13 protein-coding genes and 2 pseudogenes are annotated in these 17,888 nt (G+C 59.7%); 11 read left to right on the top strand and 4 right to left on the bottom strand.

Annotated features, from left to right (window positions below; all coding sequences use genetic code 11):
- Together ACQY7U_RS00670 and ACQY7U_RS00675 are read left to right on the top strand one after the other, a co-directional pair.
- Positions 1 to 922 (top strand): glutamine synthetase (locus tag ACQY7U_RS00670; RefSeq protein ID WP_428640968.1); only part of this gene is annotated, 922 nt, incomplete at its 5' end.
- Positions 923 to 969: 47 nt separating this feature from the next.
- On the top strand, positions 970 to 4,005 hold the full coding sequence (locus ACQY7U_RS00675; protein WP_428640969.1) for an aminotransferase class III-fold pyridoxal phosphate-dependent enzyme: 3,036 nt from the start codon (positions 970 to 972) through the stop codon (positions 4,003 to 4,005).
- A gap of 32 nt (positions 4,006 to 4,037) precedes the next feature.
- Here the strand turns inward: ACQY7U_RS00675 and ACQY7U_RS00680 are convergent.
- Positions 4,038 to 4,268: pseudogene (locus ACQY7U_RS00680) on the bottom strand (IS6 family transposase); the annotation flags it as partial.
- Between the two features lie 59 nt (positions 4,269 to 4,327).
- Between ACQY7U_RS00680 and ACQY7U_RS00685 the strand changes: the two are divergent.
- Positions 4,328 to 4,486 (top strand): annotated as a pseudogene (locus ACQY7U_RS00685) (IS481 family transposase); the annotation flags it as partial.
- A 270-nt stretch (positions 4,487 to 4,756) separates the two neighbouring features.
- On the opposite strand, the gene ACQY7U_RS00690 reads toward ACQY7U_RS00685, so the two are convergent.
- Positions 4,757 to 4,990, bottom strand: coding sequence for a hypothetical protein (locus ACQY7U_RS00690; protein WP_428640971.1), 234 nt, complete (start codon positions 4,988 to 4,990; stop codon positions 4,757 to 4,759).
- Positions 4,991 to 5,433: 443 nt separating this feature from the next.
- Between ACQY7U_RS00690 and ACQY7U_RS00695 the strand changes: the two genes are divergently transcribed.
- The gene (locus ACQY7U_RS00695; RefSeq protein WP_428640973.1) at positions 5,434 to 5,901 is read left to right on the top strand and encodes an ABZJ_00895 family protein; all 468 of its coding nucleotides are present in this window, start codon (positions 5,434 to 5,436) and stop codon (positions 5,899 to 5,901) included.
- A gap of 699 nt (positions 5,902 to 6,600) precedes the next feature.
- Here the strand turns inward: ACQY7U_RS00695 and rhaI are convergent.
- Together rhaI and ACQY7U_RS00705 are read right to left on the bottom strand one after the other, a co-directional pair.
- Entirely contained in the window at positions 6,601 to 7,884 is a 1,284-nt protein-coding gene (rhaI, locus tag ACQY7U_RS00700) for an L-rhamnose catabolism isomerase (RefSeq protein WP_428640974.1), read from the bottom strand.
- A gap of 203 nt (positions 7,885 to 8,087) precedes the next feature.
- Positions 8,088 to 10,190 (bottom strand): bifunctional rhamnulose-1-phosphate aldolase/short-chain dehydrogenase, encoded by a 2,103-nt coding sequence (locus ACQY7U_RS00705; RefSeq protein WP_428640975.1) that lies wholly within the window; start codon positions 10,188 to 10,190, stop codon positions 8,088 to 8,090.
- Positions 10,191 to 10,375: 185 nt separating this feature from the next.
- Between ACQY7U_RS00705 and ACQY7U_RS00710 the strand changes: the two genes are divergently transcribed.
- The 7 genes from ACQY7U_RS00710 (at position 10,376) to ACQY7U_RS00740 (ending at position 17,581) form a co-directional block, all read left to right on the top strand.
- The gene (locus tag ACQY7U_RS00710) at positions 10,376 to 11,182 is read left to right on the top strand and encodes a DeoR/GlpR family DNA-binding transcription regulator (RefSeq protein WP_428640976.1); all 807 of its coding nucleotides are present in this window, start codon (positions 10,376 to 10,378) and stop codon (positions 11,180 to 11,182) included.
- A 53-nt stretch (positions 11,183 to 11,235) separates the two neighbouring features.
- Positions 11,236 to 12,228 carry a rhamnose ABC transporter substrate-binding protein gene (gene rhaS / locus ACQY7U_RS00715; RefSeq protein ID WP_428640978.1) on the top strand — a complete coding sequence of 331 codons (993 nt, stop codon included), beginning with the start codon at positions 11,236 to 11,238 and terminating at the stop codon, positions 12,226 to 12,228.
- Positions 12,229 to 12,315: 87 nt separating this feature from the next.
- Positions 12,316 to 13,875, top strand: a complete 1,560-nt coding sequence (locus tag ACQY7U_RS00720; protein WP_428640980.1) for a sugar ABC transporter ATP-binding protein — start codon at positions 12,316 to 12,318, stop codon at positions 13,873 to 13,875.
- Positions 13,872 to 14,855 (top strand): ABC transporter permease, encoded by a 984-nt coding sequence (locus ACQY7U_RS00725; protein WP_428640982.1) that lies wholly within the window; start codon positions 13,872 to 13,874, stop codon positions 14,853 to 14,855. The genes ACQY7U_RS00720 and ACQY7U_RS00725 overlap by 4 nt, the downstream gene beginning before the upstream one ends.
- Positions 14,852 to 15,868: an ABC transporter permease gene (locus ACQY7U_RS00730; RefSeq protein WP_428640984.1), complete on the top strand. Its 1,017-nt coding sequence runs from the start codon at positions 14,852 to 14,854 to the stop codon at positions 15,866 to 15,868. Before ACQY7U_RS00725 ends, ACQY7U_RS00730 begins: the two co-directional genes overlap by 4 nt.
- Positions 15,869 to 15,872: 4 nt before the next feature.
- Positions 15,873 to 16,187 carry an L-rhamnose mutarotase gene (gene rhaM / locus ACQY7U_RS00735; protein ID WP_428640986.1) on the top strand — a complete coding sequence of 105 codons (315 nt, stop codon included), beginning with the start codon at positions 15,873 to 15,875 and terminating at the stop codon, positions 16,185 to 16,187.
- 5 nt (positions 16,188 to 16,192) lie between these two features.
- On the top strand, positions 16,193 to 17,581 hold the full coding sequence (locus ACQY7U_RS00740; protein ID WP_428640988.1) for an FGGY-family carbohydrate kinase: 1,389 nt from the start codon (positions 16,193 to 16,195) through the stop codon (positions 17,579 to 17,581).
- The last annotated feature ends 307 nt before the right edge of the window (positions 17,582 to 17,888 follow it).

Genomic DNA, 17,888 nt, shown 5'->3' on the forward strand with positions numbered 1-17,888 from the left:
CAAGGCCGAAGAGGCACGGCTGGGCGAGGCATTCTCGCTGCAGGGCCTGTCCCGCTGGCGCGGGCTCGGCGAAACCGTCATGGCTGCCATGGAGCAGGCGGGTCTGAAAAAGGACAGCTTCCTGAAGGAATACGGCCGGTCACAGTTTGAAGTCACCGTAAAGCCGGAGATTGGGGTCAAGTCCGCGGACAGTGCCGCGATCCTCCGGGAACTGGTTCACATGTCTGTGCGGCGGCATGCTTCCGCGGCCACCTTCACCCCGATTATCGACCCGGCCGGCGTGGGGAATGGCGTGCATATTCACATGAGTTTCCTGAATTCCGAAGGTGCACCCTGTACCTACGCCGCCGATGAGCCCTACGGCATGTCGCAGGTCAGTGCCCGCTTCGTCGCCGGCATCCTGAAGTATCTCGACAGCATCGTTGCTTTCACAGCGCCATCCAAAATCTCCTACGCCCGCCTTACGCCACACAGATGGAGCGCGGCGTTCAATAACCTCGGATACCGGGACCGGGAAGCCTCCGTGCGTATCTGCCCCGTTGTGGGCCAGGATCCGGCCAGTATCGCGAGACAGTTCAATTTCGAGTTCCGGGCCGCCGATGCCGCCGCCTCTCCGCATCTGCTGCTTGCGGCGCTTGTCCATGCGGGCTGCCAGGGGATCGAAGAGGAATTGAGCCCCCGCACGCCGACAGAGGAAGACCTCTCGCAACTGTCCGGGGAGGAACTCGATACTCGCGGGCTCTATGCCCTGCCGCGTTCCCTGGAAGAAGCCCTCGAAAAACTGGGCGCCAACAAGATCGTTCACGGCTGGTTCCCCGAGGGCTTCGTGGACCTCTACATCGCCCACAAGAATGGTGAGCTGGCCAAGGCGGATACCCTCCATGGACCGGACCTCTATGCGGCCTATTCTGAAGTGTACTAACCAATCAACCTGCCAGTTGACTTCCCTTTGCAAAGAGCGAATTTCTCATGTCTGACGTTGCCCCGCCCGCATTCCCGCTGCAGGACCTCAAGTCGATTGCAAACCGGCATTTCGGACTGAGCGGAGATATTGTCAAACTGGTGTCCGAGAGAGACCAGAACGCCCGGCTGACCAGTGACGGGACGAGTTACGTCCTGAAAATTGCGCATGTCTGCGAGGACCCGGAACAACTCGACATGCAGAACGCGGTGCTGGCGCATCTCGCGGCTACCGGATTTGAAGGGACACCCCGGCTGTGCCGCACACTCGCCGGAGACGAAACCGCGTCCGTCGACAAGGATGGAGCCCGGCATCTTGCCCGCGTCGTCACCTGGCTGGAGGGCGACTTGCTCAGCCAGGCGCCAAGGACCCTGGCGCAGCTTGAAAATCTCGGCGCATTCATGGGGCAACTGACGGGCCGGCTTCAGGGGTTCGGTCACCCGGCTTCCTTTCGTCCCGATTTCGTTTGGTCGCTCGATCATGTGGGCCAGGTCCAGGCCTGGAGCAAGGACATTTCGGATCCGGGCCATCGCGGACGGGTGGAGGACCTGTTTCTGCGGTACAACACCCTCATTGCACCAAGACTGCCGGCGTTACGGGCCTCGGTGCTTCATCAGGACGCCAACGACAACAATGTGATCGTTGATCCGGCGGATACGGACCGGATTGCCGGTCTCATCGATTTCGGCGACATGGCCTATGGCCGGACGATCAACGAACTTGCAATCACGCTTGCCTATGCGGTCCTGGATGCGGACGACATCTACGGCGCGATCCGCGCGGTCATCAAAGGCTTTACGGGTACGTTCCCGATTACGGAAGACGAGGCGGAACTGGTCTACGACCTGATGCGCATCCGCCTGGCCGCCAGCGTCTGCATTTCGTCGAACCAGGCCAAAAAGCATCCTGACAACACCTATCTGACAATCTCCCAGGAACCCGCCTTCCAGTTGCTCGACAGGCTTGCCTCGGTGGATCCGGCTTTCATGATTGCGCTTTGCCGCAAGGCGGCGGGTTATCCGGCAATCGCCCGTGCTCCGGCTGTCCGCTCCGCACTTGCCGGCAAGGCATACGGTCCGGTCCTGTTCCCCGACCTGAAACGCACGCCCCGCATGGCTTTGCTCGTGGACGGCACCTACCCGGATATGCCTCTTTACTCCGACCGGTCGTTCGACGCCTGGTTCGAAAGCCGGCGGCCGAAGGAACTGCCTTCGGATCTGCCCTTCGTGGGCCTCGGGCCTTATGGCGAGAAGCGCGATGTGTACACTTCGGAGCAGTTCGCGGACCCGGCCAGCAGGGAACGGCGCAATCGCCATCTGGGCGTCGACATTTTTGCACCGGTCGGAACGGCCGTGCATGCCCCCCTTGCCGGAACCGTGCAGTCGGTCTGCTACAATCCGGCGGAGCTGGACTATGGTCACACTCTTATACTGCGCCACGAGACCGAAGCGGGTGAACCTTTCTTCACGCTCTATGGTCATCTTGGCGAGGACGTCTTTCGACTGGCCAAGCCGGGTCAACAGATAAGGGCAGGCGACCTGATCGGCCACTTCGGCGACTGGCACGAGAACGGCGGCTGGTCTCCGCATCTCCATTTCCAGGTCATGACCGACCTTTTGTCCCAGACCGGCAACTTCTTCGGTGTCGGGCATTCAAGTCTGTGGGACGTCTGGTCGGACATCTGCATCGATCCGAATCTCGTCCTAGGGCTTCCGGCTGAAAGCTATGCGGTCGATCCGCACCCGCCGCGGGAATTGCTTGAACGCCGCGAAAAAACGCTCGGCCCGTCGTTGTCGGTGTCCTACCGCAACAAGCTGAAGATTGTTCGCGGCAAGGGCCCGTGGCTGATCGACCACACGGGCCGGTGTTTTCTGGATGCGGTCAACAACATCACTCACGTTGGCCACTGCCACCCGCATGTGACCGAAGCCATCGCCCGGCAAGCCGCGATCCTGAACACCAACACGCGCTACCTGAGCGAGCTCATTCTCGACTACTCCGAACGTCTGACGAAAAAGCTTCCGGAGAACCTCGACACGGTGTTTTTTGTGAACTCCGGCTCTGAAGCAAACGAACTGGCCTTGCGAATTGCGCGCACGGCAATCGGCCGGAAATCCACGGTCGTTCTGGATTGGGCCTATCACGGCAATACCGGGGGCATGGTTGATGTCAGCCCCTACAAGTTCAAGCGCGCAGGCGGCTATCCAAAACCTGATTTTGTGGAGATCGCGGCCTTTCCCGACCCTTACCGGGGAGACCGCAAGGGCATGTCGAAGGAGGCCGGCGAGGCCTATGCTTGCGATGTGGACAGGTGCCTCGCTTCCTTTGAAGCAGCCACGGGGAGCGGTGCCGCCGCGTTTATCGCGGAGTCGGTATCAGGGGTCGGCGGCCAGGTGTTTTACCCGCAAGGATATCTGGCAAAGGCATATGAAATGGTCCGCGCCCGCGGAGGTGTCTGCATTGCGGACGAGGTTCAGTGCGGATTTGGAAGGATGGGCGCGCATTTTTGGGCATTCGAGCTTCAAGGCGTGATCCCGGACATTGTCGTGATGGGCAAGCCGATTGGCAACGGGCACCCTCTCGCGGCCGTCGTCACCACGCGCGAACTCGCGGAGAAATTCCGGAACGGCATGGAATACTTCAATTCCTTTGGCGGCAATCCGGTTTCAATGGCGGTGGGCATGGCCGTTCTGGACGTGATCGAAAACGAGAACCTGCAAGCGCGGGCCGCAAGCACGGGCGATTACCTGATGGCGGGTTTTCAAGCGCTCGCAAAAGACCACGAGCTCATTGGCAATGTGCGTGGCAAGGGTCTTTTCTGCGGCCTTGAACTGGTACGTGATCGCCGCTCGCTCGCCCCCGCCACCAGCGAAGCCGTCATGATCGTGAACCAGTTGCGCGAACGGGGCGTTCTCATCTCGACAGACGGGCCGCTTGAAAATGTCCTCAAAATCAAGCCTCCAATGGTCTTCGGAAAGGAAGAAGCCGATATATTGATCGGTGAGTTGGGTGATACCTTGCGGCAGCATTGCCAAGTTTTTTGATTTTGATTGCCTGATGCTGTCTTGGATGGATGTCAGGCGTTCATTTCCGCGATGTAATCAGCCCCGAGGCCGAATGCATCTGCTCTTGCGTGGCGGTGTAAGGATGCGGAAAGTTTGTTTCGGCGTGGCCGGAACATCGTGCCGATCTGAACGTGAGCTGACAGAAACCGCTGTACCTGGCCAGGTGGCTTGAACCTGCCCGTTATCTTCTCCCGTTTTCGGTCGGATGATGGGAGGGAGTTCTCAATCCGGTTGTTCAGCCCGATGATCCGCCTGCACAGCGAAGGCCTGGTAAACCGGCTCGGTGTGGTCATGCAGCATAATCAAAGTCTCCACCGTGCTGGCCGGGCAGAAACCCTGCCTCAGGGAAGTCGAAGATGGAATATGGCTCACCGCCTTCATGAGCTATGACCTGGGAAATATCGACCAGGAGCAGAGAACATTACAGACAATCGACAACCCGTTCGGCACGAGGTTGTAACCCATGTCCCAGATACAAACCGTCATCTATTTCTACGGTCTGGACATTGGAACATTTGGTAGCGGAGAAGCGACCCTAAACTCCGATACGCGGATTACGATTTCACCGGTAAGACAAGTCTCGATTGGCCTGTCGAACAGCGAATAGATGATCGGACTAACGCCTGCTGCTTGCAGCGAGGCTTTTGCACTGGACTGATCAATTGGTTTCGAGAGGTGGGCTGGCTTCGGGGCGGTGACCGGTCGTCGGTGGATCGATGGCAGCTTCGCGTTACGAAGACGCGAATGTGACCTTCACGCCGCGCTGGCGAAAGTAGGCCTGCAGAAGCTTCCGGCCGGAACGGTTGTTCTGGACGAGCCTGACCGGGTCCAGAACGGCCTCTTTCATACCCTCACGCTTCAACGCTGCCTTGAGCGCCGCGATGTGCAGGTCAATGTCCTCATTGTCCGCCTGGAGGGATTGATAAATGCGGTTCGTTGCATCCGCTACGGTCAGTTCGCTCAATGGTAATTTCCCGATGTGGTTTTGCTGGTGCTTATCACAATATGGAGCCTGATATCAAAGAGTTGATTGGAGTGCTCTCGATTGGGCTGAATTGGGCCGGGTTGCCTCGAGTTGGAGCTGGTAGCGGAGAAGGGACTTGAGCCCCTGACAGGTGGGGCATGATCCCTTTGAAACGCGTCGGTTGAAACCTTCGATTTCATGAGGCCACCAGCTGGGCCAATGTAGAAGCGTCTTGAAGCATGGCAGACGTTCACCGGCATCAACTCGCCAACTTATTGCGAATTAATGCAATGGCGGAAATTGCAACTTAAGATTTTGAGGATATGAACCGTCGTTCGACGTCAGGAAATCCCGTTTGGGGATACCTGATTGTCAATGTGCGTATTTTAGTGTGACCGCGTTTTGGCGAGATCGAATTGTAGTACCGATTTCGGGGGTATGTTGTGCAGTATAGTGTTGGATTGGTTCGATTTGCGTTTGTTTTCACGGGGTTGTTGATCCTTATGGCGATCCTCAGTGTTGTTTTGGAGGCTTTCACCGGAATTAGCGTGAACGGTTCGGTGAACCAGATTGTTGCAGTTTTGGGGGCTGCTTCGGACGCGGGACAAAGGTTCTACAAGACCTATCAAACGGTACCTGAAAGCGGTTTCGCCTGGCACGCATCTTTTCAGATGACACTGGTTGAAATCGCCATTTCCGTGGCCCTTGGAGGGCTGTTCTTCTGGTATCTTCTTTCACAAGGTGAATTTGCAAACGGACTCGGGCCGCTGATGATGATCCTCGTGCCTCTGATGATCTTCTTGTTTGGTGTTTCTCTGGTTGCCAAACGTTTCGCGTTTGTGGGCGGTGCTCGGCGTGCCGAGAAAGTACATCTGAAGAAGCAGGAAAAGAGCAGCGCCGTCTTCGAGTAGCGTCAAAAGCCATTCAATGGCTTTCTGAACGGCCGGCCGCCTTGTGAGTGATGTGAAGGCGGCAGTGTCGGTGGGGGCTGGCCGTTCAGAAGCTTGGAATCAGGGAAGTTGAGGACGGAATTTGTCCGGTCAGCTTCACGAGCTTTGACGTGGGAACTGCCGTCCTGGATCAGAGAACGCTATCAACAATCGACAACCCGTTCGGCACGAGGTTTCAACCCGTGTCTCCAGTGCACATCGTTACCTATGATTCAGGCTGGTCATTGGAATACTTGGTAGCGGAGGTCTGCTGCCGCCGCCGGGCCCACGCGCCAAGAGGCTTGTTTTTACTGCATATCTGCGCACGCTACGATCGGTTGGGGGCGCCGGAGTTCCTCAAAGCGGATGCACCGTTGGTATGATTTGGCAGCGACAACGATTGCTCTGCCCCTGCAAATGCCTGCATCAGTTGTTTCCGAAATTCGGCCTCAACGCGACTTCGCGGACAACTCCAGAACAACACCAGGGCAATTCAAATACAGCAGAATTTGAATTGGATTTGTTGGGCGAGCCCCAAACGAGCGTAGGTGTTTCGCTCCGAAACGAATGTCCATTGCTACTGGAGAGAACTCTTGTCCAAGTCGGGAAGAGATTTTTTAAACCGTTTCCCCGACTGAGAATTTTGCGAAAGATCTCACTCATAAAGAAAGTGGCGTCCCGTCAAACGATCCCGCCACCGGCGCCCGAAACCTCCGGCCGGATCTCGGCAACTTTCTGCCGGTAGCCTGCCGCGCGGTAGCAAGCGACAGGATCGACGGCGCCGCCGCTTTCAAGGCGCGCCATCGCCAGAATGGGTTCCACATCCGTCCGGAAGGCGGTTTTTAGCATCGTGGTCGCCATCAGCGCGTCGTTGTCGTGCTGGTGGATTTCAAGCGCATCCCGGTCGACAAGCAGGGCCTGTGCGTAGGCGCGCTGCACCTCCATGGCGCTGACCATAAGGCTCTCGATCGGATCGGTAACGTTGTGCGACTGGTCGAGCATATGGGCCGGTTCGAAGCCCGGCGCCCGCCGGACTTCCGCGTCCACCAGTTCGTTGAAGACAAGGAACAGGCGATAGGGATCGATGGAGCCGGTGTCGAGATCGTCATCGCCATACTTGCTGTCGTTGAAGTGGAACCCGCCGAGCTTGCCGAACTGGATCAGCCGGGCAACGATCATCTCGATATTGACGTTGGGCGCATGATGGCCGAGGTCGACGAGGCAATAGGCCTGTTCGCCCAGTTCCTGCGCAATCATGTAGTTGCTGCCCCAGTCCTGCACGACGGTCGAATAGAAGGCCGGCTCGTACATCTTGTGCTCGGTGAAGAGCCGCCAGTCGGCGGGCAATTCGGCATAGATCGCCTTCGCCGAGTCCAGATAGCGCTCGAACTGCCGGGTGAAATTGCTCTGGCCCGGAAAGTTGGAGCCGTCGCCGACCCAGATGGTCAGTGCTTTCGAGCCGATTGCCTTGCCGATCTCGATGCATTCCAGATTGTGTTCGATGGCCTGCCGGCGTGTCGCCGGATCCGTGTGGGTAAGCGAGCCGAACTTGTAGGAATGGGCCTGTCCCGGCTGATCCTGGAAGGTGTTGGAGTTCATGGCATCAAAGCCGAGCCCAAGCGCGCCGGCCTTGGCCTTGAGGTCTGCCGGATCGGCCTTGTCCCAGGGAATGTGCAGGGAAACGTTCGGCGTCGCGCGGGTCAGCTGCTGGATGACGGCGCAATCCTCCAGCTTGTCGAAGATGTGGCGCGGTTCGCCCTTGCCCGGAAAGCGGGCAAAACGCGTGCCGCCCGTGCCGACACCCCAGGAGGGGATGGCAACACCATAGGCGGCAACCTTCTCCTTGATCCGGTCGATGGCAATGCCGCCTCGCGCGAGCCGTTCGCCGAGCGTCTCGTAATCGCGCTTCAGGTTCCCGATATGCGCTTCGTTTTCCCTGATCACCAAAGAGCTGTCGATCATCATGAGAGGATCCTTTCCCGGATTTCTTTTGACCTTGAGGGTTCTTAATCGCAGCGTCCCCTCTCCACTACCTCATCCTGAGGAGCGAACCTGCTCGCGTCTCGAAGGATGGGCGGCAGGCTCTGGGCAAGTGGCCCATCCTTCGAGACGGACCTCTCGGTCCTCCTCAAGATGAGGGGGAAGGTGCGCTTCGTTGCGTCGGTTCCTTACCGCGTGAAGGCCTGCACGTTGCCCGCGTCGACATTGAGAATATTGCCGGTCGATTTTGCCGAAAGCTCGGAGGCAAAGAAATAGGCCGCTTCCGCGATGTCTTCCGGCAGGACCGAGCGTTTCAGCAGGGAACGTTGACGGTAATGCTCTTCCAGTTCGGACGTGTCCTTGCCGTAGGCTTCCGCCCGTTCCTTCAGCCAGTCGCCGGACCAGATCTTCGAACCGCGCAGCACCGCATCCGGATTGACCACGTTGACGCGGATAGCGTCGGGCGCGCCTTCGAGCGCCAGGCAACGGGCAAGATGAAGTTCGGAGGCCTTGGCGGTGCAATAGGCGCTGGCACCGGGAGAGGCGGCAAGGCCGTTCTTGGAGCCGATGAAGACGATCGATCCGCCGAGCCCTTGTGTCTTCATGACATGGAAGGCCGCGCGGGACACCAGGAAATAGCCGGTTGACAGGATCGACATGTTCTTGTTCCACAGATCCAGCGTGGTGTCCTCGATCGGGGCGGAGGAGGCAATGCCGGCATTGGAAACGAGAATGTCGACCCCGCCGAATTCCAGCGCCGCCCGGGCGAAACTGTCGGCGACGGCGCCCTCGCTGGTCACATCCATGGTGACCGCACGCACGACATCCTTCGAATAGCGGGACGCAAGGTTGTCCGCCGCCGCACCGAGCGCGTCTGCATCGATATCGGCCAGCACCACACAGGCGCCTTCCCGCAGGAAGCGTTCGGCGGTGGCCGAGCCGATGCCGCCGGCCCCGCCCGTGACCAGCGCGATCTTGCCGGCAAGGCTCTTGGGCTTGGGCATGCGCTGGAGCTTTGCTTCCTCCAGCAGCCAGTATTCGATGTCGAAGGCTTCCTGCTCGGGCAGGCCGCGATAGGTGGAAACGCCCGAGGCGCCGCGCATCACATTGATGGCGTTGGTGTAGAACTCGGCCGAAATGCGTGCAGTGGCCTTGTCCTTGGCAAAGGTGATCATGCCGACGCCGGGGATCAGATAGACAACGGCATTCGGGTCGCGCAGGGCCGGGCTGTCGTCATGTTTGCAGCGCGCATAATAGGCGGCGTAGTCGTCGCGATAGGCTTCGGCGGCCTGTCCAAGACCGGCGAGCGTTGCCTCGATATCCGGAGCCGACGGATTGAAATCGACCACGAGCGGGCGGATCTTGGTTCTGAGGAAATGGTCCGGGCAACTGGTGCCGAGGGCCGCGAGATCTTCCATCTGGTTGGAACAGACGAACTCCAGAACCGCATCGCTGTCGTCGAAATGGCCGGTCATGTGCTGCTTGGCCGACACCATGCCGCGGATTGCCGGCATCAGGCGGGCTGCTATGGCGCGGCGGTCCGCAGGCGGCAGGGCCTTGTGCTTCGATCCTCCGAAAGCGTCTTTACCGGCGGTTCTTGCCTCAAACCAGGCAATCGCCTTGTTGATGATTTCCAGCGTGGTCTCGTAGCAGGTCTTTGCATCATCGGCCCAGGTGAAGAGACCATGACTTTCCAGGACGACACCGCGTGCTTCCGGATTTTCCAGGCAGAATTTTTCAAGCCACAGACCCAGTTCGTAGCCCGGCCGCTTCCAGGGCAGCCAGCCGATATCGTCACCGAAGATTTCCTGCGTGATTGCCTTGCTGTCGGCGGCGGCCGCAATCGCGATGATGGCATCCGGGTGCATGTGGTCGACATGGGCCTTGGGGACATAGGCGTGAAGGGGCGTATCGATGGAGGCGGCGCGCGGGTTGAGGTTGAAGGTGCAATGGGGGAGGTAACCCACCATCTCGTCTTCGAAGTCGACACCGCGATAGATGTTCTTCAGGGCGCGGAGCTTATCCATATATAGCGTCGCGAAGCCGTCCATCCGGATGGTTCCGACGTCGCCGCCCGAGCCCTTGACCCAGAGCACTTCGGTCATGTCTCCGGTGAGAGGATCCTTTTCCATCGCCTTGGCGGACGTGTTGCCGCCGCCGTAGTTGGTGATGCGCTTGTCGGAGCCGAGGAGGTTGGACCGGTAGAGCAGAAGCTCGGCTTCGCTCATGCCTGAAGCCTTGTGATCGTCCCACAGGTTCGCAAGCCGGGACCCGGCAGCGGAATTCAACATCATGTCCTCCCAAAATATGCCTGACAGCATTCATCTGATTGCCTAGAACCTCGCTTGATCGGATTCAATTGTCAATCAAAAACGATCATTATCGATCATTTTGCAATGCAATATGACTATTTTTGACTTTTTATGATTGACAATGACCGGTAATGATGGAAACGTTTGATCAACGGGAGGAATAGATGCACGAGAAAGAACGCCACAGGATCATATTGTCCGCAGTCCAGGACCGGCCGGTCGTGACGGTGCAGGAACTGGTGGCGTTGACGGATTCCTCCGAGGCAACCATCCGCCGGGACATCGCCCAACTTCACGTGGCAAAGAAGCTGCGCCGGGTCAGGGGCGGGGCGGAGTCCATTCATCCGCCGCAATTCGTTGGCCTTGCCGGCCGTCCCTTCAGCGTCAATGAAACGATCAATATCGCGCAAAAGCGCGCGATCGCCCAGAAGGCCGTGGAGCTGTGCGAGGACGGGGATGCGATCATCATCAACGGTGGCACCACCACCTTCCAGATGGTCCATCCGCTGGCGACCAAGCGCTGCCAGGTCTTCACCAACTCCTTCCCCATCGCGGAGCATCTCCTGAAGAACTCCAAGAACACGATCATGCTTTCGGGTGGGGTGATCTACCGCGAACAGAACATCATCCTGAGCCCCTTCGACAACGATGTGACGCGGAATTTCTACGCCAAGCGCATGTTCATGGGCGCACAGGGCCTCGGGGCCCTTGGCCTCATGGAAGCCGACCCGCTGCTCATACAGGCCGAACAGAAGCTGATCGGTCAGGCGGATGAGTTGGTGGTGCTGGCGGACAGTTCGAAATTCAGCGCCAGATCCAGCCTGATCCTGTGCCCGCTGGAGCGGATCTCCACGGTCATCACCGATGACGGTATCCCCGACAGCGCCGCCAAGATGCTGGAGCAGGCAGACATCCAACTGATCGTGGCGCAAGCAAGCGCCGCACAGAGCAAGGCGACCTCGAGCGGGTAGCCGGTATTCTGCCGGACAAGGGAAAGGCCGGCAGTCATTTAGGGAGGAAGACCATGAAATTGTTCAAATCACTGTTGGCAGCGACGGCCGTTGCCGCCATCTGCATCGCTGGCCCGGCACAGGCTGAAACCAAGCGCATCGCGCTGGTCGTCAAGGCGCTCGGCATCGGCTTCTTTGAAGCCGCCAACAAGGGTGCACAGGAAGCAGCCAAGGAACTTGGCGATGTCGAGATCATCTATACCGGTCCGACCGACACCACCGCCGAAGGCCAGATCGAGGTCATCAATGCCCTGATCGCGCAGAAGGTCGACGCCATCGCGATTTCCGCGAACGACCAGGACGCCCTGGTCCCGGCCCTTAAAAAAGCGATGCAGCGCGGCATCACGGTCGTTTCCTGGGACTCCGGCGTGGCTCCCGAAGGCCGCCAACTTCACCTCAACCCGTCTTCCAACCCGCTGATCGGCAACATGATCATCAAGCTTGCCGCCGACCACCTGCCTGACGGCGGCGACGTTGCGGTGCTGTCTGCTTCCGCAACCGCCACGAACCAGAACATCTGGATCGAGGAAATGAACAAGGTGAAGGGCAATTACCCGGGCATCAATGTCGTGGCGACGGTTTACGGCGATGACCTTGCCGACAAGTCCTACCGCGAAGCCCAGGGCCTCATGCAGACCTATCCGAACCTGAAAGCGATCATCGCACCGACCTCCGTCGGCATCGTTGCCGCAGCCCAGGCCGTATCCGACGCCGAAAAGGCGGGACAGATCAACGTGACCGGCCTCGGATTGCCTTCCGAAATGGCAGGCCACATCAAGTCCGGTGCCTCCAAGTCCTTCGCGATCTGGAATCCGATCGATCTCGGCTACTCCGCCACGGTTCTTGCCTACAACCTTGCCACCGGCAAGGCCGAAGCCAAGCCGGGTGCGGAAATCCCGATGGGCCGCATGGGCACGCTGACCCTCAATGACAACAACGAGGGCGCGATGGCGGATCCGTTCGTCTACGACAGCTCCAACATCGACGACTTCAAGGACATCTTCTAAGCTAAGCGCTTGAGCAAAGTGTCCGTCAAAGACCCGGTGCATCTTGCACCGGGTCGCTGAACCCAAGAACAAGAACAGGCTCGGGAAATGGTCATGCTTGCGAACACGCAGGGCAGTGAGGACGTGCATCCGCATTCTGACGAAGATGTCAGCCCCGCCTTGTCCCTGACAGGCATCTCCAAGTCCTTTCCCGGCGTCAAGGCGCTCTCGGGAGTTGCTCTTGATCTTTATCCCGGACAAGTCACGGCGCTTGTCGGCGAAAACGGCGCCGGCAAGTCGACCATCGTGAAGATCCTTACCGGCATCTACCAGCCGGACGAGGGCGAAATCAGGATCGGCGGCAAGCCCGTAACCTTTCCGACGGCCCAGGATGCGGGCGAGGCAGGCGTCACCGCGATCCACCAGGAAACAGTTCTCTTCGACGATCTGTCCGTTGCCGAGAACATCTTCATCGGCCATGCGCCCAAGACGCGCTTCGGCCTGATCGACCGCAACGAAATGACCCGCAAGGCGAAAGAGCTGCTGGAGCGGATCGGTGCGCGGATCGACCCGGGCGTGACGCTGAAGGACCTCGGCATCGCCAACAAGCATCTGGTCGCAATCGCTCGGGCGCTTTCCATCGACGCGAAGATCGTCATCATGGACGAGCCGACCGCCTCGCTCTCCCACAAGGAAATCGAGGAAACCTACGAGCTGGTCGAACGGCTGAAGGCTGAAGGCAAGGCGATCCTCTTCATCAGCCACAAGTTCGACGAGATCTTCCGTATCGCCGACCGCTACACGGTGTTCCGGGATGGCGAAATGGTCGGGGCCGGCAGGATCGCGGAGACCGGCGAGAAGGAGCTGGTCAAGCTGATGGTCGGCCGCTCTGTCGACCACGTCTTTCCGAAACGCACGCCTCAACTCGGCGAAGAGGTTCTCAAGGTCGTCGGCTATAGCCACCCGACGGAATTCGAGGATATCGGCTTTACCCTGAAAGCGGGTGAGATCCTCGGCTTCTACGGCCTCGTCGGCGCAGGCCGCAGCGAATTCATGCAGGCGCTCTTCGGCGTCACCAAGCCGTCGAAGGGCGCGATCCGGATCGACGACCGGGTCGCGGTCATCCGCGATCCCAACGAGGCGATCCGCCATGGCATCGTCTATGTGCCCGAGGACCGCGGCAAGCAGGGGGCCATCAAGGGCCTGCCGATCTTCCAGAACGTGTCGCTGCCCTCGCTGAAGGAAACGTCCAGGAAAGGGTTCCTGCGGCTGGCCGAGGAATTCAAGCTCGCCCGCGAATACACCCAGCGGCTCGACCTCCGGGCGGCCGCGCTTGATCAGGATATCGGCGAACTCTCAGGCGGAAACCAGCAGAAGGTTGTCATCGCCAAGTGGCTCGCAACGAAACCCCGGGTCATCATTCTGGACGAACCCACCAAGGGCATCGACATCGGCTCCAAGGCAGCGGTTCACGAATTCATGGCCGAACTTGCCGCAGGAGGTCTCGCGGTCATCATGGTGTCTTCCGAAATTCCGGAAATCCTCGGCATGTCCGACCGGGTGATCGTGATGCGCGAGGGCCGGATCGCCGCCGAATACGAGGGCGACGACCTGACGCCGGAAAATCTTGTGCGGGCAGCGGCCGGCATCACAGAGGTGCGCTCATGATCCGATCCCTGATGAAATCCCGGGAGATTATTCTTCTCGGTGCGATCCTGGCACTGGTCGCGGCCATCGCCTCCCGCTTCCCGGCCTTCGTGACGCCGTCGAACCTTGCAAATGTCTTCAACGACACCGCGCCCCTGATCATTCTGGCACTCGGCCAGATGGTGGTGATCCTGACCCGCTGCATCGACCTGTCGGTGGCGGCCAACCTGGCCCTCACCGGTATGGTGGTGGCCATGCTCAACATGGCCATGCCCGGTGTGCCGGTGCCGGTGATCCTGGCGATCGCAGTCAGCCTCGGCGCACTGATGGGGCTGGTCAACGGCCTGCTGGTCTGGAAGCTGGACATTCCGCCGATCGTGGTAACGCTCGGCACCATGACCATCTATCGCGGCATCATCTTCGTGATCTCCGGCGGCGAGTGGATCAACGCCCACGAGATGAGCGATGCCTTCAAGGCCTTTCCGCGCGAAGTCGTCCTCGGTCTGCCCGTATTGTCCTGGATCGCCATTCTGATTGTCGTGGGCTTCGTGCTTCTGATCGGGCGGACGCCACTTGGCCGCGCCTTCTTCGCTGTCGGCGGCAACCCGCATGCGGCCGTCTATACGGGCATCAATGTCGGCTTCACCCAGTGCGCCGCCTATGTGATTTCCGGAACGCTCGCGGGTCTCACCGGCTATCTCTGGGTTGCCCGCTACGCGGTTGCCTATGTCGACATTGCCGGCGGCTTCGAACTGGAAGTGGTGGCCGCCTGTGTCATCGGCGGCATCTCCATTGCCGGCGGTATCGGCTCCGTCGGCGGCGCCCTCCTCGGTGCGCTTTTCCTCGGCATCGTCAAGAACGCCCTGCCGGTCGTCAACATCTCGCCCTTCTGGCAGCTCGCGATCTCCGGCAGCGCCATCATCATCGCCGTTGCCTTCAATGCGACCTCAAGCCGGACCAAGGGCCGGGTGATCCTGAAAAAAGCGGAGCATGCAGCATGAGCCTTGCCTCGACCGAACCCCAGGCAACCGGACGCCAGCTTCCGGACCGGCTGAAGTCACCGCTGCAGCGCTTTCTGGTGAGCTGGGAACTGCTTCTTTTGTGTGTGGCCGTCGCTGTGTTCACGCTGAACAGTTTTGCCTCGCCCTATTTCCTCGATCCGTGGAACCTGTCCGACGCGACTTTCAACTTCACTGAAAAGGCAATGATCGCCTTTGCCATGGCGCTCTTGATCATTTCCGGCGAGATCGATCTCTCCGTCGCCTCGATCATTGCCCTCGCTTCGACCGCAATGGGCTTTGCCGTCCAGTTGGGAGCGGATACGCCGATGCTGATCCTGGTGGGCTTAAGCGTCGGCCTTGCCTGCGGTGCCTTCAACGGCTTCCTGGTCACCGGGTTCGGCCTGCCTTCCATCGTCGTCACCATCGGCACCATGAGCCTCTTCCGCGGCATCTCCTACATCGTCCTTGGTGACAAGGCCTACACCGGTTACCCGTCCGATTTCGCCTTCTTCGGCCAGGGGTACGTCGGCTGGGTGATTTCCTTCGAGCTGGTGCTGTTTGCAGCGCTCGCCGTCTTATTCGCCATCGTCCTGCACCGGACCAACTTCGGCCGCGCGGTTTATGTCATCGGCAACAATCCGGTCGGCGCGCTGTTCTCGGGCATCCGCGTGCCCCGGGTGAAATTCGCGCTGTTTCTGCTGACGGGGCTGATGTCCGCTGTCGCCGCCATCTGCCTGACCTCACGCCTCGGTGCGACCCGGCCGTCGATCGCCTTCGGCTGGGAACTGGAAGTGGTCACCATGGTGGTCCTTGGCGGGGTCAACATCCTGGGCGGCTCCGGATCCATTCCGGGCGTCGTGATTGCCGCCTTCGTCATGGGCATGGTGACCTTCGGCTTCGGCCTTTTGAACGTACCCGGCATCGTCATGTCGATCTTCATCGGCCTGCTGCTGATTGCCGTCATCGCCCTGCCGCGTGTCGCACGGCAGCTGCTTGCCAGAAGGAAGGTTTGAGGCCATGGAAAAAGTCGCCTTCAAGATGAGGCTCAATCCGGGCATGGAGGCTGAATACACAAAGCGCCATGACGAGATCTGGCCGGAGCTGGTCACCCTCCTGAAAGAAGCCGGCATCCGCGACTATTCCATCCATCTGGACCGGGAAACGAACATCCTCTTCGGCGTCCTCTGGCGCTCGGAAGAACATGGAATGGACGATCTGCCGAACCATCCGGTGATGAAGAAATGGTGGGCGCATATGGCTGACATCATGGAGACGAAACCGGACAACGAACCGGTCGCCGTACCGCTTGAAACCGTCTTCCATATGGTTTGATGGAAATGACGGCTCCCAGACATGTCGGCGTGATCGACATCGGCAAGACCAACGTCAAGGTTGCGGTCGTCGATCTTGAAAGCCGGTCTGAGATAGGGGTCCTGAAGCGGCCCAACAGGGTCCTTCCCGGACCGCCTTACCCTCACTACGACATCGAGGGCCATTGGCGCTTCATTTGCGATGCGCTCGGGCAATTGCACCGCCAGCACCGCATCGACGCCCTGTCGGTGACCACCCATGGCGCCAGCACCGTTCTGCTGGACGATGCCGGCAATCTGGCAACTCCCATGCTCGATTACGAGTTCGACGGGCCGGACAGCCTGGCAGCGGAGTATGACGTCATCCGGCCTGATTTTTCCGAAACCGGCTCCCCGCGCCTGGCCATGGGGCTCAATGTCGGGGCGCAGCTCTTCTGGCTGTTGAAAACCTGCCCGGACCTTCCGGACCGCATTTCAACGGTGCTCACCTATCCGCAGTACTGGGGCTACCGGCTGACCGGCGTCCTCGCCAGCGAGGTCACCTCTTTCGGCTGTCACACCGATCTCTGGGCGCCATGGCAGGGTGGGTTCTCCTCGCTCGTGGAACGGCTGGGTCTCAAGGACAGGATGGCGCCGCTGAAACGGGCCGGCGACAGTCTCGGGACGGTCCTGCCGGAGGTCGCGGAACGTACCGGACTGCCGGAGGGCCTGCCGGTCGCCTGCGGTATCCACGATTCCAACGCGTCGCTCTACCCGCATCTGCTGAGCCGCCCCGCACCCTTTTCCGTCGTTTCGACCGGCACCTGGGTCATCATCATGACGATCGGGGGAAAGAACGTCGCACTCGATCCGGCCCGCGACACTCTGATCAATGTCGATGCCTTCGGCAATCCGGTGTCCTCCGCCAAGTTCATGGGCGGGCGGGAGTTCGACATCATCTCGAAGGGCCGGAACACCACCTGCTCCGAGACGGAAATCGCCAGTGTGCTGGAAAAGCGGATCATGCTCTTTCCCGCCGTCGATCCGCGCTCCGGTCCCTTCCAGGGACGGAAGCATTCCTGGAGCGTTGCGGAAAGCGGCTTGAGCGACGGCGAGCGCTATGCCGCGCTTTCCTTTTACCTGGCCCTGGTGACGTCGGAGTGCCTCATCATGACCGGTGCGGCGGGGCCGATTGTCGTCGAAGGGCCATTCGCCCGAAACCGGCTCTTTCTGGAGATGCTGGCAGCGGCAACGGGCCGTCCGGTCACCACCGCGGATGGATCGCTCACCGGCACCAGCGTCGGCGCGGCACTGCTCGTGTCGCGCGTTCACCATCATAACGAACCCGCTTGGCATGCTCCGGAGAGGTGTATTCATCCGGACCCGAAATTGAAGGCATACGCAACTGCCTGGTTAGAGCGGGTTCAGGCGTCTTGAACACCTAACGCAATACGTTTTGGTGCTCGCTGGCAGCAACATGTTCATCTCGAACGCCTGTAACCCGTTTGGGAACAAGGTTTCCAACCCGGTTGAAGGGGCTGAAAACGTGTCAGCTGAACGGAATTGCCCGTACCCGCTAGAGCGCATCCCGGGTCTCAGGTCACAAACTGGAGGCATGTCAATGCACTTTCATCTCTCACCGGGCCAATAGCTGGCAACCACTTCGCTCTACCGGATCGCCGTAAATGCAAGTTCAGCGGTTTGATGGACCGCAGATCGCGAAGACGGTTCTCGCTGACCTTAT

The organism is Roseibium sp., from assembly GCF_050301095.1.
Lineage (GTDB): Bacteria > Pseudomonadota > Alphaproteobacteria > Rhizobiales > Stappiaceae > Roseibium.